This window comes from Sphingomonas sp. (genome assembly GCF_026460985.1).
Classification (GTDB): domain Bacteria; phylum Pseudomonadota; class Alphaproteobacteria; order Sphingomonadales; family Sphingomonadaceae; genus Sphingomonas.
The window spans coordinates 14,853-33,796 of the sequence record NZ_JAPKNM010000019.1 but is presented as its reverse complement, the minus strand read 5'-3'; the positions used below and the strand labels follow the sequence as shown (position 1 = coordinate 33,796).

The window sequence follows — 18,944 nt, the reverse complement described above, 5'->3', positions numbered from 1 at the left end:
CAGTCAACGCGTGGAACGGGGAATGCATCCATGCGCACCTATCTGGTCGTGATCGACGAAACGCCGGAATCGGAGATCGCATTGCGCTTCGCCGCCCGGCGCGCCGTGAAGACCGGCGGCAGCGTCGAGATCCTCGCGCTCCTCCCCAAGCAGGAGTTCGTCCAATGGGGCGGCGTGATGGCGACGATCGAGGAGGAAGCGCGCCAGCGCGTCGAGGCGCTGGTGACGCGCGCGGCGGGGACCCTGCTCACCGAATCGGGGCTCAAGCCCTCGATCACCGTGCGCGAGGGCGACGGCGCCAAGGTGGTGCGCGAGATGATCGGGGCGAACGGCGACATCGCCGCCCTGGTGCTGGGCGCCGCGGCGAGCGGTCCGCCGGGAACGCTGGTGACGCATTTCACCGGCGCGGATGCGGGGTCGCTCAGCGTGCCGGTGATGATCATCCCGGGCTCGCTGGACGTGGCGGCGATCGATCGGTTGAGTTGAGGGGCCGAGTATATTCACACGTCACCCCGGCCTTGGGCCGGGGTCCACGGTGCCGCATACAAAAGTCTTCGAACCTCTTGTCCGGTGCTTGCCGCCCGGTGGACCCCGGCCCAAGGCCGGGGTGACGATAAGAAGGGCTTCCATCAATGCGCGTCTCTGCCTTCGCTCCGCTCGCCCTGATCGCTTTCGCCACACCCGCGACCGCCCAGACCCAGCCCGATCCCGTGCGGCTCAGGGCCGATGTCGAGAAGCTCGTGAGCTTCGGTACCCGCCACACGCTTTCCGATCCCGATCATCCCACCCGCGGCATCGGTGCGGCGCGGCGCTGGTTCGCGACCGCGCTGGCGCGGATCGGCGAGGGGTGCGGAGACTGTATCGAAGTGGCGAATCTCGCGCGGACCTTCAGCAACGATCGCGCGCCCAAGGGCGTCGAGGTGGTCGACGTGCTCGGCTTCCAGCCGGGCAGGGATCCCAAGCGCGTCGTCATCGTGATGGGCCATATCGACAGCCGCGTGACCGATCCGATGGACGCGACTTCGGATGCGCCCGGCGCCAACGACGATGCCTCGGGCGTGGCGCTGGTGCTCGAGGCGGCGCGCATCCTGTCGAAGGAGAAGTTCGACGCGACGATCGTCTATGCCGCGCTATCGGGCGAGGAGCAGGGGCTGTTCGGCGGGCAGTTGCTCGCCGAGACCGCGAAGGAGCGCGGCTGGACGGTCAGCGCGGTGCTCAACAACGACATCGTCGGCAACACGATCGGCCAGGGCGGGACGCGCGTCGCGGACCGGGTGCGGCTGTTCTCGGAAGGGATAAGGCAGGTCGAGTCGCTCGACGAGCAGCTCGCGCGGCGCGGCGACGGGGGCGAGGACGACGGGCTTTCGCGAGCGCTCGCCAAGGCGGTGGACGGCGTGGCGGGCGGGCTGCCCAGGGGGCTCGACGTGGTGCTGGTGCGGCGCCCGGACCGGTTCGGACGCGGCGGCGATCATACGCCCTTCCTCAAGCTCGGCTATCCGGCGGTGCGCTTCACCGTGGGCGTCGAGAATTACGACGCGCAGCACCAGGACCTGCGCACGGAGGCGGGCCGGGCCTATGGCGACACGGTGGACCGGATGGACTTCGCCTATCTCGCCAAAGTGACCGCGATCAACGTCGCGACGATCCGGCGGCTCGCCAAGGCGCCGGCCGCGCCCGCGCGCGTGACGATCGGCGGCGCGCTGGCGACCGATACGTCGGTCGAGTGGGAGGCGGTGCCGGGCGCGCTGGGCTACCGCGTCCACTGGCGCCGCGCCGACGCGCAGGACTGGCAGCATCATGTCGACGTCAAGGCCAACCAGGCGACGCTCAAGGGCGTGATCGTCGACGACAATTTCGTTGGCGTATCGGCATTGGGCGCGGATGGCTCGGAGAGTTTGGTGACCTTCGGCGGGCGGCGGCGGTAGATGGCGCTACTTGAATTCCCCTCCCTGCAAGGGAGGGGCGAGGGGTGGGTTAGCAATGGGCGAGGCTCGATGCCTCGCCCATTGCTGTTTCACGGGAGGCGAGAGAGTCTTTGGGCGCGCAGACGCGCGCACCCACCCCCATCCCCTCCCTAGGAGGGAGGGGCGTGCGATGTTGATGTCGACTCCGGACCGCCCTCAGCGGCGCCGGGTGCGCTTCGCCGGCCGGCTGGGATAGGTTCGCACCACATATTCGGTCACTACGGTCTTGGTGACCGGCGCCGGGATGATGATGACGGTCGTGCCCGGGGGATAGGCGCCGTACCAGGTGCCGCCCTGATAGGCCTGGCCGTAGCGCACCACCGGCGGAGGCGGCGGCGGGAGCAGGGGCTCGGGCTCGCCGCCGGGATAGGGACCGCGATAGGGTTCGCGCTCGTCATAGATGGGCGCGTCGTCGTAATAATAGTCGTCGGGATCGACCGGCTCGATCCGCGGGGGCGGATAGCCGGCGCCGGCGGTCCGGCTGTCCGCGGCGGCATAGCCTGCACTCGCATTGGCTGCGACCACGACGCCGCCCCAGGCGATCCCGTCGATCGAATCCCAGACGCGGCCGTCATCATCGACGAGCACCGCGTCGTCATAATAGCGGACCCAGGAATAGCCGCGCGGCGGTGCGGCGAGGCCGAAGCCCAGATAGTCGGGGACGCGGAAATCATTGCCCATCCAATAGCCGGGGAGCGTCGCCCCGCGATGGAGGCGGCGATAGGCGTTCCAGCCGCCCGGCGCGCGATAGCCCGCGTCCCAGCGTCCGTCGCGCATCGTCCAGCGATGGGAGTCGGTGCGCATCACGGTCGGCGCGCCGTGCCGCGGCATGACCACCCAGCGGCCGTCCTGCCAGACGCGCTGCGCCGCGGCGGGCGTCGCACCCGCAAGTCCGGCGATCACCGCCGCCGCTGCCAACCAATAGCTGCGCACACTCTACTCCCTTCGTACAGGTGCCCTTTCTGCCCGTGCTTCAGGAAGAAGTAACCATGATGCCGCGTGGGGTACCTGTCCCAATGCGGGGCAGCGTCCCGTCTTGAGATTCAGCCCGCGATCCTGGGTGCGAGGATCCGCATCAGCGCTTCGCAGCCGGCGGCATCGCCGGCGTCGAAGCGCGCGGGGAGCGGGCTGTCGAGATCGAGCACGCCGAGCAGCGCGCCCTGGTGGACGATCGGCACCACCAGCTCCGAGCGGCTGGCGGCGTCGCAGGCGATATGGCCGGGAAAGGCGTGGACGTCCTCGACCAATTGGGTCTCGCGGCTGGCGGCGGCCGCGCCGCACACGCCCTTGCCGAACGGGATGCGGATGCACGCCGCCTTGCCCTGGAACGGCCCGAGGACGAGCTCGCCGCCGACATTGCGATAGAAGCCCGCCCAGTTGAGGTCGGGGAGGTACTGGCCGATCAGCGCCGAGACATTCGCCATGTTGGCTACGGAATCGGGCTCGTCCGCGGTGAGCGAATCGAGCGCGGCGGCAAGGTCGCGATAGAGCTCGGACTTGGAGCCGGCGGCGATGTCGAAGGTGTACATGGGGGGTATGTAGCAAGCCCCTCCCCTTCAGGGGTGGGGTTGGGGTGGGGCCTGTCCGCAGGCGATGGGCTCGGTGAGACTTACATGCTCCACCCCCAACCCCTCCCCTGAAGGGGAGGGGCTAATTTTAATCCAGCCGCACTTTCCCACGCCCGGCCTTGACTTCGCTGCGGCCCTTCTTGGCGTCGACGCGGCGCGCCTTGGCGGCCTTGCTCGGCTTGGTCTTTACCCGCCGCGCCTGGCGTTCGTGCGCCTTCTCCAGCAGTTCGAGCACGCGTTCGCGGGCGTCTGCGCGATTGGCTTCCTGGGTGCGGAATTTCCGGGCGGTGATCACCAGCTCGCCGGCGCTGGTCATCTTGGTGCCCGCGAGGGTCTTGAGCCGCTGATAGGCGTGAGGGGGCAGGCCGAGCTTGAACACGTCGATGCGCAGTTGCACCGCGGTGGCGACCTTGTTGACGTTCTGCCCGCCGGGGCCCGAGGCGGCGAGGAACTTCTCCTCGACGATCGCCTCCTCGGGGATCTCAGCCACGGCCGAAACCCGCATTGTGGAAGCGCACGGGCAGCGGCGCCTCGGCGTGGATGTCGGGCTTGCCCTCGCGGGGCACGGTGAGCGCGGCGGCGTGGAGCATCACCGCGGGGCCGCCCTTGCCGTAGACCGGATCGCCGAGGATCGGCAGGCCGAGGCCCTCGGCGGCGTGGACGCGGATCTGATGGGTGCGGCCGGTCTCGGGGAAGAAGGCGAGCATCGCCTTGCCGCGGGCGCGCTCGACCACTTCCCAGCGGGTGCGGGCGGGCTTGCCCTTCGCGTCGCCGGTCATCCGCCAGCCGGTCTCGGCGGTCGAGACCTTGGCGAGCGGCAGGTCGATCTCGCCGCTGTCCCCGGCAGGCTCGCCGTCGAGGATGGCGAGGTAGCGCTTGACCACCGTCCCCGCCTCGAACGCCTGGCCGAAGCGCTTGTGCGCCTTGGGATTGCGCGCGAGCAGCAGGCAGCCGCTGGTGTCGCGGTCGAGCCGGTGGACGGGGAGGGGGAGCCGCTGGAAGCCGAAGGTGAGCTCGCCGAGCAAATCCTCGAGGCTTTCGGAGCGGTCGCGCGGGCGATCGACCGGCAGGCCCGCGGGCTTGTCGATCACGATCGCTTCGCCGTCGATGAAGAGTACGCGGTCCTGGAACATCCCCCGCCCATGCCATTGCCTGCGCGCGAGCGCCAGCGCGGCGATTATGGATAGGGCGTGATCCTTTCCGCGCGTGCGGCGTTTCATGGGCGATGCCATCCCGGCAGCGTCGTGAGGGTGCGCGATGCGTCTTTCGGCCCTGGCCCTGATCCTGCTCGCACCGATCGCGGCGCATGCCGAGGAGAATGCGCAGACCGCCGCGCCCGCGGCGGTAACGCGCCTGTTCGGGCATCTGCCTTATGGCGAGGCGAACCCGGCCTCGCTGGCGCCGGTGCCCAGTCTTGCGGGCTGCACGCTGGTGCGCGAGGTCGCCGACGATCTCGAGCGCCTGCGTGCCGCCGCGCGCGCCGAAGGGATCGAGCTCACCGCTTTATCGTGCTTCCGTTCGATCGCGCATCAGCGTCAGGTTTTCTGCGCGGGCGCCGAGAATTGCGACACAGTCGCGGGCGCCGCACTGCGCGCGCGGTTCGTCGGGCCGCCCGGGCATAGCGAGCACGCTACCGGCTATGCGGTCGACTTCGTCCAGCGCGGCACCGATTGCCGCGTGACCGAGCAATGCTTCCTGCTCACCCCAGGCGGCAAATGGCTGATGCGTCGCGGGCCGGACTTCGGCTTCGAGCTCTCCTTCCCGCAGGGGAACAAGCAGGGCGTGGCCTGGGAGCCCTGGCATTGGCGCTGGGTCGGCCGCAGCGGCGACGCGGGACCGCAGGCCCAGGCGGCGCGCGCCCGCTTCGCGGCGGCGCAGGCGAGTTGGCCGGCGCAGCCCGCCGTCGCGCGCCCCGAAACGAAAACGGCGGCCGGGCTTTCGCCAGGCCGCCGCTCCGTCGAGACCACGGGGGAAGGGGGAGGTTACGCGGTCTCGAGCTCGCGGGCAGGCGCCGCGATGCTGTTGGCCAATTCGGCGACCCGGCGGCCCTGATAGCGCGCGCCGTCGAGCTCGACCTGGCTCGGCAGGCGGCTGCCGTCGCCGTCCGAGATCGTGGTCGCGCCATAGGGCGAGCCGCCCTTGACCTCGTCGACGCCCATCTGGCCCTGGAAGCCATAGTCGAGGCCGACGATGGTCACGCCGAAATGGAGCAGGTTGGTGATGATCGAGAAGAGCGTCGCTTCCTGCCCGCCATGCTGGGTGGCCGTGGAGGTGAAGGCGCCGCCGACCTTGCCGTTGAGCTTGCCCTGGAACCAGAGGCCGCCGGCGCGGTCCCAGAAGCTCGCCATCTGGCTCGACATCCGGCCGAAGCGCGTCGGCGCGCCGACGATGATGCCGTCATAATCGGCGAGTTCGTTGACGTCCTCGAGCACCGGATGGCTGTGATCGGGGACGAAGCCCGCGGCGGCCGCGACTTCGGCGGGCGCGGTCTCGGGGACCCGGCGCACATCGACTTCGGCGCCGGTGCTGCGCGCGCCTTCGGCGACCGCGTCGGCCATCTTCGCGAGGTGGCCGTAGGACGAGTAATAGAGAACCAGAATCTTGGACATGCGATGTCTCCCTTCAAAACGGGGCCGTCATCCCGGCGGAAGCCGGGATCTCGTGCCCTGAGGCCCCGGCTTTCGCCGGGGCGACGGTTGGGTGGTTATTCGGAGTCGACCAGGACGATCTCGGCGTCTTCGAGTGCCTTGATCGTGACCGTCTGGCCGCCGCTCAGTGCGGCGCCGTCGCGGGCGTCGATGCGTTCGTTATCGATCTCGACCGAGCCGATAGCGGGGACGAGATAGGCGTGGCGGCCGTCGCCTACCGTGTGGGTGACGCTCTCGCCGGCCTTGAGCGTGGCGCCGAGCACCCGGGCATTGGCCCGGATCGGCAGCGCCTCGTCATCGCCCTCGAACCCCGAGGCGAGCGTCACGAACCTGCCCGAGCGATCGCCCTTGGGGAAAGGCTTGGCGCCCCAGCTCGGCTGGCCGCCCTGTTCGCGCGGCAGGATCCAGATCTGGAAGATGCGCGTGGTCTCGGGCTCGAGATTATATTCGGCGTGACGCACGCCGCTGCCCGCGCTCATCACCTGGACGTCGCCGGCCTCGGTGCGGCCCTTGTTGCCCATCGAGTCCTGGTGGGTGATCGCACCCGAGCGGACATAGGTGATGATCTCCATGTTCTGGTGCGGATGCGGCGGGAAGCCGCTGTTCGCGGCGATCTCGTCGTCGTTCCAGACGCGGAGCGAGCCCCAGCTGGTGCGCGCCGGATCGTGATAGTCGGCGAAGCTGAAATGGTGCCGCGCATTGAGCCAGCCATGGTCGGCATGGCCGAGGCTTTCGAAGGAGCGTTTGTCGATCATCGCTGATCTCCCTTGTTTCTTGAGCGCCAAGATAGGGCGGAGGATCATGCGGTAAATGGAAACGTTGGAAACGGATTGTTTCTCAGCTATAGCCCCTCCCCTTCAGGGGAGGGGTTGGGGTGGGGCAGTGCCCCAAGCGAAGGCTCGGTGAGACGGACAGGCCCCACCCCCAACCCCTCCCCTGAAGGGGAGGGGCTTAGGAGTTGAGTCATGAAGCTACCCGATTTCGAGGCCTGGGCGGTGTTCGCCAGCGTGGTCGAGCATCGCTCGTTCAGCGGCGCGGCGGACGCGCTGGGGGTGTCCAAGGCGACCGTGTCCAAGGCGATCACGCGGCTCGAGGCGCGGCTGGGGACGTCGCTGTTCCACCGCACCTCGCGGCGGCTGACGCTCACCGAAAGCGGCCGCGCGCTCGCCGAGCATGCCCAGCGCATCCGCTCCGAAGGCGAGGCGGCGGAGGAAGCGGCGTTCGAATCGGCGAGCGCGCCGGCGGGGATCGTGCGCGTCGCGGCGCCGCTCACCTTCGGCATCAGCCATCTCGCGCCGGTGCTCGCCGACTTCATGACGCTGCACCCGGGGATCAAGATCGACCTGCGGCTCTCCGACGCGTTCGTCGACATCGTCGGCGAGGGGATCGACATCGCGCTGCGCATCGCCGAACTGCCCGACAGTTCGCTGCGCGCGCGCCGGATCGGGCCGGTCAGGGGATATGTGGTCGGCGCGCCGGCCTATTTCGACCGGGCCGGGCGCCCGCGCCACCCGGCCGACCTCGCGACCCATGCCTGCTTCGTCTACACCAACACCGCGATGCCCGACGTGTGGCGCTTCCGCCGCGCCGGCGGCGAGGAGGCCGCCGTCCGCGTCGACGGGCCGATCCGCACCGACAATGGCGACGCGATGCTGCCCGCGCTGCGCGCTGGCCTGGGGATCGCGCGCCTGCCCGATTTCCTGGTGAGCGAGGAGATCGCGGCGGGGCGGCTGGAGAGCGTGCTCGACGAATGGAGCGGCGGCGCGCTGGGCTTGCACCTGCTGACGCCCCCCGGGACCTTGCGGCCGGCGCGGGTCGAGGCGCTGATCGATTTCCTGAGCGATCGGCTCAAGCGACTCTGCGCCCAGGCGCTTTTATGACTCGACTTCGAAACGAGTTTGAGTCCCGAATAGGTAGATTCCCTACGACTCGTGGAACAAGGCCGGTTAGTTAGAAATTAACCTTTTGCCTTCAGAGGTGCTTAGGTTAATGAATTCGTCCAGCGCGTCGGCCACGGGGCCCCTAACGCGTGCGAGGACAGGGGAACCGACGATGCGCGTGCTGCTGATCGAGGACGAACCTTCGACTGCCAAGGCGATCGAGCTCATGCTCTCGACCGAAGGGTTCAATGTCTACACCACGGATCTCGGCGAAGAGGGTTTGGATCTCGCCAAGCTCTACGATTACGACATCATCCTGCTCGACCTGAACCTGCCCGACATGCACGGTTACGACGTGCTCAAGAAGGTCCGCGTCGCCCGCGTGCAGACGCCGGTGCTGATCCTGTCGGGCATCAACGAGATGGATTCGAAGGTGCGTTCGTTCGGCTTCGGCGCCGACGACTACGTCACCAAGCCCTTCCACCGCGAAGAGCTGGTCGCGCGCATCCACGCCGTCGTCCGCCGCTCGAAGGGCCACAGCCAGTCGGTGATCCGCACCGGCAAGCTCGCCGTGAACCTCGACGCCAAGACGGTCGAGGTCGACGGCGCCCGCGTGCACCTGACCGGCAAGGAATATGCGATGCTGGAGCTGCTCTCGCTCCGCAAGGGCACCACGCTCACCAAGGAAATGTTCCTCAACCACCTTTACGGCGGGATGGACGAGCCCGAGCTCAAGATCATCGACGTCTTCATCTGCAAGCTGCGCAAGAAGCTCAGCATGGCGTGCGACGGCGAGAATTACATCGAGACCGTCTGGGGCCGCGGCTATGTGCTGCGCGAGCCCGACGGCGCCGAAGGCGCGGAGACGGTCCCGGCCGTCGCCTGAACCAGTTTCATGGGGTTAAGAAAGCCGCGGTCCGCAAGGGCCGCGGCTTTTTTGTGCTTTCGTCACCCCGGCCCCTTCGACTGCCTGCAGGGCAGGCGCTCAGGACAGGCGTGGTCCGGGGTCCACCGTGCGGCTGTCGGAGAAGCTAGAGGGGATAGGCTTCAATCCTCCCCCGCCAGGGGGAGGTGTCAGCCGCAGGCTGACGGAGGGGGCGGAATCACTGCGCTCAGTTGGAGAGTGCGCCGCTTACCTCCCCCTCCGTCGCCTTCGGCGCCACCTCCCCCTGGCGGGGGAGGATTGACGTGAGAATGCCTACTACGCCGCCACCGCCTCGCGTGCCCAGGTCGCGGGCGGGGCGCCGAATTCGCGCTTGAAGGCGCGGTTGAACGCGGCTTCCGAATTGAACCCGACCGAATAAGCGACGCTGCACGCATTCTGGCGATTGTCGCGCAGCATCTCGGCGGCGGCCTTCATCCGCCAGCGCGCGCAATATTGCATCGGCGATTCGCCCAGCAGCGCGCGGAAGCGCTCGGCGAGCACCGTCTTGGAGACCGCGGCCTCGCGGGCGAGCGCCTCGAGCGTCCAGCCTTCGGCGAAGCGGTGATGGATCAGCGCGAGCGCCCGGCCGACCGCGGGATCGCGCAGCCCCGCGAGCCAGCCGCGCTCGTCCGCCGGCAGCTCGTCGACATAGCGCCGCACCGCTTCGGCGAAGAGCCCCTCGGCGAGCTTGCCGACCATCTCGGGCGAGTTGGTCGCGACGCCGTGCGCGGCGAAGTCGAGCGAGCGCGCGACCCAGTCGCCCTGCGCCGCGTCGATGCCGATCACCATCATCGGCGGCAGGCTCTGGAGCAAGGTATTGTCGGGCGTCGTGGTGCCCAGATAGCCGCAATACATCGTCACGGCCTCGCCGTCGCCGCCGCCGCGCAGGCGCAGGATGCCGTTGTCCAGCGTGCGCAGCACGTCCTGCGTGTCCATCGGAGCGGGCCAGGGGGCGGGCCCGTGGAGATAGTGCGGCACGCCGTGCGGCAGGATCACGATCTCGCCGGCATGGACTTCGCGCATGGGGCCGTCGGGGATCCGGCAGGTGAACGATCCCGACCGCACGTAGTGATAGGCGATCAGCTGGTTCGGCACGGCGAAGAACGGCGCGCAATCCTCGGGCGTATAGTCCGACAGCACCGTCCAGGGTGCCTTGAATTCCGCGTCCACGAATACGCCACCCGAAAGGCGCAGCGCCGCGAGCATTTCGCCGAGCACGTCCATCCCACATCCTCTGAAGAATTGGCCCCGAAGGTCCAATATGCGGGCTGCCAATCCGGTCGATCGATCAATTTTCCCGTCCGCCGGATCATAGCGCGTTGCGGCCTCCGGGGCTAGTTCGGCAGCATAGAGTCGCAGTCGAGTTGCGGGAGGATCTGGGCGACCCTCGCGAACGGCCAATCAATAATCTGAACATCGTCAATCCACGTGCCTTAGCTGCGCTGGATAACCATGGGAGATTACTCGTGAACTTCTATTCCGATTCGTTGCTTTGCGTACGCCTTCCGGCCGTGTTCGGCGCCGGCGTCCTGACCGTGATCATCCTCACCTTTCACGCCCTGACCTTTGCCTGAGGGCATAGGGTCCCAAGGAGAAACGATAATGTACCATCAATTCACCTGGCAGGGCGTGCTCGCGGCATCGGCCCGTGCGGCCTGGCAGCTCGACGACGTCATGCCCGAGGACGCCGGCCTCGACTTCACCCGGCCGTTCATGCCCGAGGCGCTGGCACGCGTCGCGGACACGCCCGGCATAAGCGAGGGCGACGGGCGCCTGCTCAACCAGATCCGCGGGCACGAATATCTGAGCATGTTCGGGCTGATCGAGGAGATGATCCTGCCCTTCGTGCTCGATCATGCCCGGCCGATGCTGGAGGGCGACGACGAGCGCGTGCGCGCTTTGCTCGGCTTCGCTTCGGAGGAAGCCAAGCACATCCACCTTTTCAAGCGCTTCCACGCCGCGTTCGTGCGCGGCTTCCCGGTGACGTGCGGGATGATCGGGCCGGCCGAGGCGATCGCCGCCGAGATCCTGCGCCACGATCCGCTGAGCGTGGCGCTGGCGGTGCTCCATATCGAGTGGATGACGCAGGCGCATTATCTCGACAGCGTCCGCGACGATGCCGGGATCGATCCGCTGTTCAAGAGCCTGCTCCGGCATCACTGGATGGAGGAGGCGCAGCACGCCAGGATCGATACGCTGATGGTCGAGCTGCTGGCGGAAGGGCGCGACGAAGCGGCGATCGACCGCGCGATCGACGAGTATCTCGAGATCGGGATGTTCCTGGACGGCGGGTGCAAGGGCCAGACCGCGCTCAATCTCGCCGCCTTCGAGGCGGCGGCGGGGCGCGTGCTGGCGGATGCCGACCGCGAGGGCTTCATCACCGCCCAGCACCAGGCGCTGCGCTGGACCTATCTCGGCAGCGGCATGACCCACCCGCAGTTCCGCGCCACGCTCGGCGCGATCTCACCCGCCGCGCGCGACCGCATCGACGCCGTCGCGCCGGCCTTTTGCTGAAACCAGATCAACAGGAGAGTGAACGATGAACGATGTGATGACGCGTAACGTGGTGAATGGCCTCGACCTCGACGCGCTCGGCGCGACCGTGCAGGCGATCGCCGAGGATCCGGTGCTGGGCCAGGTACGCTTCTCGGTGCGCACGCGCTGGGACGGCCAGACGCGGAGCACCAGCAAGGTGAGCGGCTATGCGCTCGGCGGCGAGCAGATCGCGCGCGAGTTCGAGATCGCGGCGGACGAACCGCTGGAGCTGCTCGGCACCAACACCGCGCCCAATCCGCAGGAGCTGCTGATGGCGGCACTCAATGCGTGCATGACGGTGGGTTATGTCGCGGGTGCATCGATGCAGGGCATCACGCTCGAGCGGCTCGAGATCGAGACGACCGGGCAGCTCGACCTGCGCGGGTTCCTCGGCCTCGATCCCAGCATCTCGCCGGGTTATGAGGAGCTCGACTATCATGTGCGGATCGCCGGCAACGGCACGCCCGAGCAGTTCGAGGAGATCCACCGCGCGGTGATGGCGACCTCGCCCAACTACTTCAACCTGGCGCGGCCGATCCGGATGAACGGGACGCTGGCCGTCGGCTGATAAGGGAGGGCGGCCGCGTCTCTCTTCCCCGGGGCGCGGCCGTCTATCGCCGGACGCGCCGGGCGCGCGCGTGGCGCTCGGCGCGTTCGAGCAAAGCCTCGAGGTCCTCGTGGCTGATGTCGAAGGTCTCGCCGGTCTCGGCGAGCGCGGCGTCGATGTCCTGGGGCGCGAGGCGGGGATGGTCGGGAAGCGGCAGCGCCCGGTGCGGGTAGCTGTGGCCCGAGAAACGATGGAAGACGAAGCCGACCGCGAGCAGGACCAGCGCGTTGAACTCGACCGGAAGGAAGGCGAAGCCGAAGCCCTGCGCGGCGACCGCCGGTCCGCCGACCAGCGGCAGCAAAGCGGTGCCGCCGCCGGGCGGGTGGAGGCAGCGGAGCAGCGACATTGCGAGGATCGCGGCGGCCACCGCGGTGCCCGCGGCGAGCGGGCCGGTGCCGAGCAGGCGGGTAACCGCGACTCCGGTCAGCGCGGAGACCAGATGGCCGCCGGCGACCGGCCAGGGTTGAGCGAGCGGGCTGCTGGGCACGACGAACACCAGAACCGCCGACGCGCCCATCGACGCCACCAGCAACACCCCGATATGCGCCGAGGCGTCCAGCCATCCGCCGATCAGCGACGTGGCGGCGATGCCGATCAGCGCCCCCACCGCGGCAATGACGCGTTCGCGCCAGTTCGCTCCGGCCAGCAGCGCCGGCCGAAACGCGAGCCATCTGCGTACCATGTCTATTTCCGCTGCCAGACCCGGTCGCCGCCGACCCAGGTCTCGATCACCTTGGTCGCGCGCAGGTCGCTCGGCGAGGCGAGCAGGGGGTCGCGATCGAGGATCAGGAAGTCGGCGCGCATGCCGATCGCGATCCGGCCGATCTTGTCCTCGGCGAAACCGGCATAGGCCGCGCCGGTGGTGAAGCCGGCCCAGCCCTGCTCGCGCGTCACCGCTTCTTCCGGTCGCCAGCCACCAAAGGGCTGGCCCGTCGCGTCCTGGCGGGTGAAGCTCGCCGCCCAGCCCGCCCAGGGATCGGGGCTCTCGACCGGGAAGTCCGAACCGAAGGCGAGCCGCGACCCGTTCTGCAGCATCGAGCGCCACGCATAGGCGCCCGCCAGCCGCGCCTCGCCCAGCCGGGCCTCGACCATGTGCATGTCGCTGGTCTGGTGGACCGGCTGCATCGACGCGATCGTGCCGAACTTGCCGAAGCGCGGCAGGTCCTTCGGATCGACGATCTGGGCATGCTCGATCCGCCAGCGCCGATCGCCCTTATAGGTCTGGGAGAGCACTTCGATCGCGTCGAGCACCTGCTGGTTGGCGCGGTCGCCGATGGCGTGGACGGCGATCTGGAAGCCGTCCATCGAGCCGCGGATCATCAGGTTGAGCAACTGGTCGTCTGAGTGGAAGATCAGTCCCCTGTTGCCCGGCGCATCGGCATAATCGGCCTTGAGCCAGGCGCCGCGCGATCCGAGCGCGCCGTCGTCGAGGATCTTGATGCCGCCCATGCGGAGCCTGTCGGCGTATAGCCACGGCGTCGGCCCCTGACCGGCGACGGCGAGCGCGGCATCGACGCCGGCCGCGTAGCTCAGGATGCGCATCTTGAGCAGGTTGATGTCGGCCATCCGCCGGAAGGTCAGCCAGTCGCTTTGGCTGGTGCCCATGTCGGCGACGGCGGTGACGCCGAGCGAGAGCAGCCGGTCCTGCGCGGCGAGGAAGGCAGCGTTGAGCTCGCGTGGGGTGGGCGCGGGGATCGACTTGGTGATCAGGTCCATCGCCGCGTCGACGAACACGCCCGAGGGCTTGCCGCCGGCTTCGCGTTCGATGCGTCCGCCATTGGGGTCCCTGGTCGCGGCGGCGACGCCGGCGGTTGCGATCGCGCGGCTGTTGGCCCAGCCGGCATGGCCGTCGACGCGCTCGAGCCAGGCCGGGCGGTCGCCGACCGCGGAGTCGAGCTCGGCGGCGGTGGGGAAGCGGCCGAGCTTCCAGCGTTCCTGGTTCCAGCCCCCCCCGAGGATCCACTTGGTCGGGTTGGCAGTGGCATAGGCACGGATCTTCGCCAGTGCCTCGTCGAGCGAATTGGTCTCGGACAGATCGACCCGGAGCAACTGCGCGCCGAGCCCCATGACATGGCCGTGCCCGTCGATCATGCCCGGCACCAGCGTCTTGCCGCCCATGTCGAGCTTCCAGTCGATCTTCTTCGGGCGCTTCTGGCCTTGGGCGAGCAGCAGGGTGATCCTGCCCTCGCGGTTCATCATCAGCCCGGTGAAACGGACGACCTGGCCCTTCTCGTCGAGCGTCATGCCGTTGACGTTGTCGATCAGCGCGTCGGCGCGGGCGGCGATGGGGGCAGCGAGGGCGAGGAGCGGAGCCAGCAGGCGCGCGAGCAAGTGCAGCTTTGGCATAGACGATTGCGCATAGGGCCTGTTCCCCCGCCGCGCCAGATGGTCTAGGCCCGCCAGACTATGGCCACCAAAGCAGCACCGGCGGATACGCCGCTTCCCGTATCGATCCACGACGTCCGCGATGCCGCGCAGCGGATTATGGGATCGGTGGTGCGGACGCCGACCCTGGTGAGCAAGACGCTGTCGGAGCTGACCGGCGCGACGGTCTATCTCAAGTTCGAGAACCTCCAGTTCACCGCGGCGTACAAGGAGCGCGGCGCGCTCAACACCCTGCTCCAGCTCGACGAGGCGGCGCGCGCCAAGGGCGTGATCGCGGCGTCGGCCGGCAATCACGCGCAGGGCCTCGCCTATCACGCGACGCGGCTCGGCATCCCGAGCACGATCGTGATGCCGCTCAACACCCCGACGGTGAAGGTCACCCAGACCGAGGGGCACGGCGCGACCGTGATCCTCCACGGCGAGACCTTCGACGCGGCCTATGCCCATTCGCGCGAGCTCGAGGCGGAGAAGGGCTTCACCTTCGTCCACCCGTTCGACGACACGCGGATCATCGCGGGGCAGGGTACGGCGGCACTCGAGATGCTCGAGGACGTGCCGGCGATCGATACGCTCGTGATCCCGATCGGCGGTGGCGGGCTGGTCTCGGGCTGTGCGGTCGTGGCGAAGTCGGAAGGCCGCGCGGTCGAGGTGGTCGGCGTCGAGGCCGAGCTCTACCCGTCGATGTACAACCGCATCCACCACACCGACATGCCGTGCGAGGGCGACACGCTCGCCGAGGGCATCGCGGTCAAGGAGCCCGGCGGGATCACGTCGAAGATGGTCGAGGCGCTGGTCGACGACATCGTGCTCGTCAGCGAGCGCCGGCTCGAGGAAGCGGTGAGCCTGCTCCTCCAGATCGAGAAGACCGTGGTCGAGGGCGCGGGCGCCGCGGGGCTCGCGGCCCTGCTCGCCGAGCCCGAGCGGTTCCGCGGCAAGACCGTCGGCACGATCCTGTGCGGCGGCAATATCGACACCCGGCTGCTCGCCAACGTGCTGCTGCGCGACCTCGCCCGCTCGGGCCGCCTCGCGCGGCTGCGCATCCGGCTGCAGGACCGCCCCGGCGCATTGTTCAATGTCGCGCGCATCTTCCACGAGCAGGGCGTCAACATCATCGAGGTCTATCACCAGCGCGTCTTCACGACGCTGCCGGCCAAGGGCCTGATCACCGACATCGAATGCGAGACGCGCGACCGCGACCATCTCGACCGGCTGATCGTCGCGCTGCGCCGTGCGCAATATGAGGTGAGCCAGGTGGAATTGGCGTAAAAAAAAAGCCCCTCCCCTTCAGGGGAGGGGTTGGGGTGGGGCAGTGCCTCGGGCTTTAGGCTCGGTGAGACGGACAGGCCCCACCCCCAACCCCTCCCCTGAAGGGGAGGGGCTTTCCGTTTGCCTTTCCGACCAACCGAATCGCTTTCACGGCGAACCGAGTCGCGGCGGGATTCCCGCGCGATTCCCGCATCCTTATGGTGGCCTGAGCGGCAGGACGCCGGCCCGCGACGGGCCGCCTGCCATGGTTAACGATCCCCGTGCGCGTACCGGCGTGGCACGGCGCAAGCCTTTGGTTTGGCGCGATAGGCCCTATGCCTAATCGTTAACTCTCTTTCTTGGTGAATCGGCTTTTCATCATCGATTTCCGGCTTCATAGTCGTTGCAACAGGCCCCAGTGAACGGGCCGAAGCAAAGGCTCGAACGGTGACTGCACTTTCCCGTTTCCCGCGGTTTTTCGTGACCAGTCCCTCGCCCTGCCCCTATCTGCCGGGGCGCCAGGAGCGGAAGATCTTCACCGAACTGACCGGCCAGCATGCCGGCGAGCTCAACGACGCGCTGGGCCGGATCGGCTTCCGCCGCAGCCAGTCGGTCGCGTACCGGCCGAGCTGCGCGGGCTGCACCGCCTGCGTCTCGGTGCGCGTCGTCGCCGAGCAGTTCCGCCCCAACGCCACCCAGCGCAAGCTGCTCAAGCGCCACTCGGACCTCGAGGTCACAGCGTGCAAGCCCTGGGCGACCGAGGAGCAGTTCGACCTGCTCCACCGCTATCTCAAGACGCGCCATCCCGGCGGCGGCATGGCGGCGATGGACGAGAACGACTATGCCGACATGGTCGAGCAGTCGCCGGTCAGCTCCTGGGTCATCGAATATCGCGAGCCCACGGTGAACGGCGAGCGTGGCCGGCTGGTCGGCGCGTGCATCACCGACCAGCAGGCCGACGGCCTCTCGATGATCTACAGCTTCTTCGAGGCGGACAGCGAGGAGCGGCCGGGCCTCGGCAACTTCATCATCATGGATCACATCCTGCGCGCCTGCTCGGCGAGCCTGCCCTATGTCTATCTCGGCTATTGGGTGAAGGGATCGGAGCGGATGGCGTACAAGACCCGCTATCGCCCGATCGAGGTGCTCGGCCCCAATGGCTGGTCGCTGCTCACCGACGAGGACATGGCGGTATCGATGCCGGCTCCGGCGCGGATGCGCGAACTGGCCTGATCGGGTTCTTGCTGAGCTTCGTCGCCCAGCCGAAGTGGACGGATCGACATTCAGATTCCCCTCCCTTCTAGGGAGGGGTTAGGGGTGGGTAGCATCGGGGGAGGCTCGATGCCTCCCCCGATGCTTCTTCCCTTCGGCAATTGAGTCTTTCTGGGCGCGCAGACGCGCGCACCCACCCCCAACCCCTCCCTTGCAGGGAGGGGCGTGTTTGCCGGTGGGGCTATTCCTCGCTGACCACGCGGAGCGCGACGTCGAGTTCCTCGTCGCCGTGGCCGATCCGCGTGCCCGCGATCGAGGCGGCGCCGAGCGCGTCGAGCCCCACCGCTACCCGGACATAGCTTTCGTCGGGGGACAGGCCGGTGACCGGATCGAAGCCGATCCAGCCCAGTCCGTCGACATGCGCCTCCGCCCAGGCGTGCGGTGCGCAATGCGCGCCCGCGTCGCTGCGATAGCCCGAGACGTAGCGTGCGGGGATTTCGAGGCTGCGCGCCGCGGCGATGAACATCTGGGCGACGTCGCGCGAGGTCGCCCCGCCGCGCACGAACGCCTCGGCGGCGGTGAGGCCCTGGTCGGGGGCATCGGGCGCGCAGGGGAAGCGCGCGTGCAGCGCGGCGTTGAGCCGGTGCATGCGGTCGAGCGTGTCGCCGGTGCCGGAGGCGCTCTCGGCGGCGAAGGCGGCAAGGCCGTCGCCGGGCGCGGTGCGGGCGGTGGTGCGCAGGTAGAGCATCGGCGGAAGCGGCTCGATCGAGCCCTGGACCACGCCGTTGGTGTCGCCGGTCAGCACCTCGCCGGTGACGGTGATGTCGATCGCCTCGATCCGCCCCTCGGCATAGAGCATGGTCACGGCGTTGCCGAAGCCGTCGGTGGCGTCGCGCATCCGCGCGTCGCAATCGACGCCGATCATCCAGCTCACCACGGTCTGGTCGCGCGTGTCGCAGGGCGTGAGGCGCAGCATCTGCACCAGCCGCGCCTGCGGCTCGGAGAAGCGGTAGCGCGTGCGGTGATCGATCGTGATCCTCATATGAACCTGAACTGCCGGGCGACGGCCGCGTCGAGCATCGCATTCTCGTGGATGAATGCCTCGAGATATTCGTGGAGGCCGCTGACGATCGCTTCGGACGTGCGCGTCTTCTGCATCCGCGCCATCCGCGCGCGGGCCATGCGGTCGGCCTCGCCCTGCAATCCGGTGCGCTTGGCGAGCTGGCTGAGCAGCTGCACCGCCTCCTCGACGCAGGCGGCGAGGCTGCGCGGCAGCTCGAAGCGGCTGATCAGCAGGTCGATGACGTTGGCGGGCTGGAGCCCGTCGCTGTAGAGCCAGCGATAGGCGGTGACCGCCGAGACGGTCTGGAGGATGGTCGTCCACTGGTCGCGATCGACGACGCCGCCCACCGCCTCGCCCTCGGGCAGCAGGAGGTGATATTTGACGTCGACCAGCCGCGCGGTGTTGTCGGCGCGCTCGACCGCGGCGCCGAGCTGGATCAGCCAGGTCGCCTCGTTGCGCATCATCCGGTGGATCGATCCCTCGAAGCCGCGGGTCTCGCCCTTGACCTGCTCGACCAGGTTGAGCGTCGCGGTGGCGCCGCCGGTCGAGGCGCGGTTCTGGAACAGCCACCAGGCGCGGTTGATCGCGGTCCAAGCCTCGCGGGTGAGCGCGGTGCGCACCGCGCGGGCGTTGTTGCGCGCCATCTCGAGGCAGCGGACGATCGACCCAGGATGCGACGCGTCGAGCGTCAGGAAGCGCGCGACATGGCTCTGGGTGAAGCTCTGTCCGGTCGCGGCGAAGGCCTCGTCGGTATAGGTGACCGCGAGCGCGCTCTGCCACGCCGCCTCGCCCGCGGGCCGGGCGGAAAGCGCATCGAGCCGGACGGTTGCCTCGACCAATCGCGCGATGAAGTCGGCGCGCTCGACATAGCGGCCCAGCCAGTAGAGCGCCGTCGCGGTGCGGGAGAGCATC

General features: G+C 68.6%; 20 protein-coding genes. 9 read left to right on the top strand and 11 right to left on the bottom strand.

Features of this window, described 5'->3' with window-relative positions:
• Nucleotides 1-30: 30 nt before the first annotated feature.
• Both MT490_RS03905 and MT490_RS03900 read left to right on the top strand, forming a co-directional pair.
• Nucleotides 31-486, top strand: a complete 456-nt coding sequence (locus MT490_RS03905; protein WP_297384444.1) for a universal stress protein — start codon at nucleotides 31-33, stop codon at nucleotides 484-486.
• A gap of 146 nt (nucleotides 487-632) precedes the next feature.
• Nucleotides 633-1,925, top strand: coding sequence for a M28 family metallopeptidase (locus tag MT490_RS03900; protein WP_297384442.1), 1,293 nt, complete (start codon nucleotides 633-635; stop codon nucleotides 1,923-1,925).
• Nucleotides 1,926-2,120: 195 nt separating this feature from the next.
• On the opposite strand, the gene MT490_RS03895 is transcribed toward MT490_RS03900, so the two are convergent.
• From MT490_RS03895 to MT490_RS03880, 4 genes are all read right to left on the bottom strand, one after another.
• The gene (locus MT490_RS03895) at nucleotides 2,121-2,897 is read right to left on the bottom strand and encodes an RcnB family protein (protein ID WP_297384440.1); all 777 of its coding nucleotides are present in this window, start codon (nucleotides 2,895-2,897) and stop codon (nucleotides 2,121-2,123) included.
• Between the two features lie 110 nt (nucleotides 2,898-3,007).
• Nucleotides 3,008-3,493, bottom strand: coding sequence for a GAF domain-containing protein (locus MT490_RS03890; RefSeq protein WP_297384438.1), 486 nt, complete (start codon nucleotides 3,491-3,493; stop codon nucleotides 3,008-3,010).
• A 127-nt stretch (nucleotides 3,494-3,620) separates the two neighbouring features.
• Nucleotides 3,621-4,022 carry an alternative ribosome rescue aminoacyl-tRNA hydrolase ArfB gene (gene arfB / locus MT490_RS03885; RefSeq protein WP_297384436.1) on the bottom strand — a complete coding sequence of 134 codons (402 nt, stop codon included), beginning with the start codon at nucleotides 4,020-4,022 and terminating at the stop codon, nucleotides 3,621-3,623.
• Nucleotides 4,015-4,665, bottom strand: coding sequence for an RNA pseudouridine synthase (locus tag MT490_RS03880; protein ID WP_297384434.1), 651 nt, complete (start codon nucleotides 4,663-4,665; stop codon nucleotides 4,015-4,017). Before MT490_RS03880 ends, arfB begins: the two co-directional genes overlap by 8 nt.
• 124 nt (nucleotides 4,666-4,789) lie before the next feature.
• Between MT490_RS03880 and MT490_RS03875 the strand changes: the two genes are divergently transcribed.
• On the top strand, nucleotides 4,790-5,584 hold the full coding sequence (locus tag MT490_RS03875; protein ID WP_297384431.1) for a M15 family metallopeptidase: 795 nt from the start codon (nucleotides 4,790-4,792) through the stop codon (nucleotides 5,582-5,584).
• Here the strand turns inward: MT490_RS03875 and wrbA are convergent.
• On the bottom strand, nucleotides 5,515-6,141 hold the full coding sequence (wrbA, locus tag MT490_RS03870; RefSeq protein ID WP_297384429.1) for an NAD(P)H:quinone oxidoreductase: 627 nt from the start codon (nucleotides 6,139-6,141) through the stop codon (nucleotides 5,515-5,517). The genes MT490_RS03875 and wrbA overlap by 70 nt on opposite strands.
• Nucleotides 6,142-6,236: 95 nt before the next feature.
• Complete coding sequence (locus MT490_RS03865; protein WP_297384427.1) at nucleotides 6,237-6,935, bottom strand: pirin family protein; 699 nt, start codon at nucleotides 6,933-6,935, stop codon at nucleotides 6,237-6,239.
• A 210-nt stretch (nucleotides 6,936-7,145) separates the two neighbouring features.
• On the opposite strand from MT490_RS03865, the gene MT490_RS03860 reads away from it, so the two are divergent.
• Complete coding sequence (locus MT490_RS03860) at nucleotides 7,146-8,060, top strand: LysR family transcriptional regulator (RefSeq protein ID WP_297384425.1); 915 nt, start codon at nucleotides 7,146-7,148, stop codon at nucleotides 8,058-8,060.
• Nucleotides 8,061-8,232: 172 nt separating this feature from the next.
• Nucleotides 8,233-8,946 carry a response regulator transcription factor CtrA gene (ctrA, locus tag MT490_RS03855; protein ID WP_297384424.1) on the top strand — a complete coding sequence of 238 codons (714 nt, stop codon included), beginning with the start codon at nucleotides 8,233-8,235 and terminating at the stop codon, nucleotides 8,944-8,946.
• 315 nt (nucleotides 8,947-9,261) lie between these two features.
• On the opposite strand, the gene MT490_RS03850 is transcribed toward ctrA, so the two are convergent.
• Nucleotides 9,262-10,209 carry an AraC family transcriptional regulator gene (locus MT490_RS03850; protein ID WP_297384422.1) on the bottom strand — a complete coding sequence of 316 codons (948 nt, stop codon included), beginning with the start codon at nucleotides 10,207-10,209 and terminating at the stop codon, nucleotides 9,262-9,264.
• A 378-nt stretch (nucleotides 10,210-10,587) separates the two neighbouring features.
• On the opposite strand from MT490_RS03850, the gene MT490_RS03845 reads away from it, so the two are divergent.
• Together MT490_RS03845 and MT490_RS03840 are read left to right on the top strand one after the other, a co-directional pair.
• Entirely contained in the window at nucleotides 10,588-11,499 is a 912-nt protein-coding gene (locus MT490_RS03845) for a diiron oxygenase (protein WP_297384420.1), read from the top strand.
• A gap of 25 nt (nucleotides 11,500-11,524) precedes the next feature.
• On the top strand, nucleotides 11,525-12,088 hold the full coding sequence (locus MT490_RS03840) for an OsmC family protein (RefSeq protein ID WP_297384418.1): 564 nt from the start codon (nucleotides 11,525-11,527) through the stop codon (nucleotides 12,086-12,088).
• A 43-nt stretch (nucleotides 12,089-12,131) separates the two neighbouring features.
• Here MT490_RS03840 and MT490_RS03835 read toward each other — a convergent pair whose 3' ends face one another.
• Both MT490_RS03835 and MT490_RS03830 read right to left on the bottom strand, forming a co-directional pair.
• Nucleotides 12,132-12,809 carry an HPP family protein gene (locus tag MT490_RS03835; protein ID WP_297384416.1) on the bottom strand — a complete coding sequence of 226 codons (678 nt, stop codon included), beginning with the start codon at nucleotides 12,807-12,809 and terminating at the stop codon, nucleotides 12,132-12,134.
• A 2-nt stretch (nucleotides 12,810-12,811) separates the two neighbouring features.
• The gene (locus tag MT490_RS03830; protein ID WP_297384414.1) at nucleotides 12,812-14,473 is read right to left on the bottom strand and encodes an amidohydrolase; all 1,662 of its coding nucleotides are present in this window, start codon (nucleotides 14,471-14,473) and stop codon (nucleotides 12,812-12,814) included.
• Nucleotides 14,474-14,533: 60 nt separating this feature from the next.
• Between MT490_RS03830 and MT490_RS03825 the strand changes: the two genes are divergently transcribed.
• Nucleotides 14,534-15,778 carry a threonine ammonia-lyase gene (locus tag MT490_RS03825; protein ID WP_297384412.1) on the top strand — a complete coding sequence of 415 codons (1,245 nt, stop codon included), beginning with the start codon at nucleotides 14,534-14,536 and terminating at the stop codon, nucleotides 15,776-15,778.
• Between the two features lie 426 nt (nucleotides 15,779-16,204).
• Nucleotides 16,205-16,990 (top strand): arginyltransferase, encoded by a 786-nt coding sequence (locus tag MT490_RS03820; protein ID WP_297384410.1) that lies wholly within the window; start codon nucleotides 16,205-16,207, stop codon nucleotides 16,988-16,990.
• Nucleotides 16,991-17,210: 220 nt separating this feature from the next.
• Here MT490_RS03820 and MT490_RS03815 read toward each other — a convergent pair whose 3' ends face one another.
• Both MT490_RS03815 and MT490_RS03810 read right to left on the bottom strand, forming a co-directional pair.
• The gene (locus MT490_RS03815; RefSeq protein WP_297384408.1) at nucleotides 17,211-18,011 is read right to left on the bottom strand and encodes a transglutaminase family protein; all 801 of its coding nucleotides are present in this window, start codon (nucleotides 18,009-18,011) and stop codon (nucleotides 17,211-17,213) included.
• The gene (locus tag MT490_RS03810; RefSeq protein WP_297384591.1) at nucleotides 18,008-18,943 is read right to left on the bottom strand and encodes an alpha-E domain-containing protein; all 936 of its coding nucleotides are present in this window, start codon (nucleotides 18,941-18,943) and stop codon (nucleotides 18,008-18,010) included. The genes MT490_RS03815 and MT490_RS03810 overlap by 4 nt, the downstream gene beginning before the upstream one ends.
• Nucleotide 18,944: the final 1 nt, after the last annotated feature.

Bases quoted from the DNA above. Each gene is read 5' to 3' on its own strand.
- MT490_RS03890 (WP_297384438.1), bottom strand. From the start codon at position 3,493: ATGTACACCTTCGACATCGCCGCCGGCTCCAAGTCCGAGCTCTATCGC.
- MT490_RS03825 (WP_297384412.1), top strand. From the start codon at position 14,534: ATGGCCACCAAAGCAGCACCGGCGGATACGCCGCTTCCCGTATCGATC.
- MT490_RS03835 (WP_297384416.1), bottom strand. From the start codon at position 12,809: ATGGTACGCAGATGGCTCGCGTTTCGGCCGGCGCTGCTGGCCGGAGCG.
- MT490_RS03845 (WP_297384420.1), top strand. From the start codon at position 10,588: ATGTACCATCAATTCACCTGGCAGGGCGTGCTCGCGGCATCGGCCCGT.
- wrbA (WP_297384429.1), bottom strand. From the start codon at position 6,141: ATGTCCAAGATTCTGGTTCTCTATTACTCGTCCTACGGCCACCTCGCG.
- MT490_RS03815 (WP_297384408.1), bottom strand. From the start codon at position 18,011: ATGAGGATCACGATCGATCACCGCACGCGCTACCGCTTCTCCGAGCCG.
- MT490_RS03830 (WP_297384414.1), bottom strand. From the start codon at position 14,473: ATGCCAAAGCTGCACTTGCTCGCGCGCCTGCTGGCTCCGCTCCTCGCC.
- MT490_RS03875 (WP_297384431.1), top strand. From the start codon at position 4,790: ATGCGTCTTTCGGCCCTGGCCCTGATCCTGCTCGCACCGATCGCGGCG.
- MT490_RS03850 (WP_297384422.1), bottom strand. From the start codon at position 10,209: ATGGACGTGCTCGGCGAAATGCTCGCGGCGCTGCGCCTTTCGGGTGGC.
- MT490_RS03840 (WP_297384418.1), top strand. From the start codon at position 11,525: ATGAACGATGTGATGACGCGTAACGTGGTGAATGGCCTCGACCTCGAC.
- MT490_RS03905 (WP_297384444.1), top strand. From the start codon at position 31: ATGCGCACCTATCTGGTCGTGATCGACGAAACGCCGGAATCGGAGATC.
- MT490_RS03880 (WP_297384434.1), bottom strand. From the start codon at position 4,665: ATGTTCCAGGACCGCGTACTCTTCATCGACGGCGAAGCGATCGTGATC.
- MT490_RS03810 (WP_297384591.1), bottom strand. From the start codon at position 18,943: ATGCTCTCCCGCACCGCGACGGCGCTCTACTGGCTGGGCCGCTATGTC.
- MT490_RS03860 (WP_297384425.1), top strand. From the start codon at position 7,146: ATGAAGCTACCCGATTTCGAGGCCTGGGCGGTGTTCGCCAGCGTGGTC.
- MT490_RS03865 (WP_297384427.1), bottom strand. From the start codon at position 6,935: ATGATCGACAAACGCTCCTTCGAAAGCCTCGGCCATGCCGACCATGGC.
- ctrA (WP_297384424.1), top strand. From the start codon at position 8,233: ATGCGCGTGCTGCTGATCGAGGACGAACCTTCGACTGCCAAGGCGATC.
- MT490_RS03900 (WP_297384442.1), top strand. From the start codon at position 633: ATGCGCGTCTCTGCCTTCGCTCCGCTCGCCCTGATCGCTTTCGCCACA.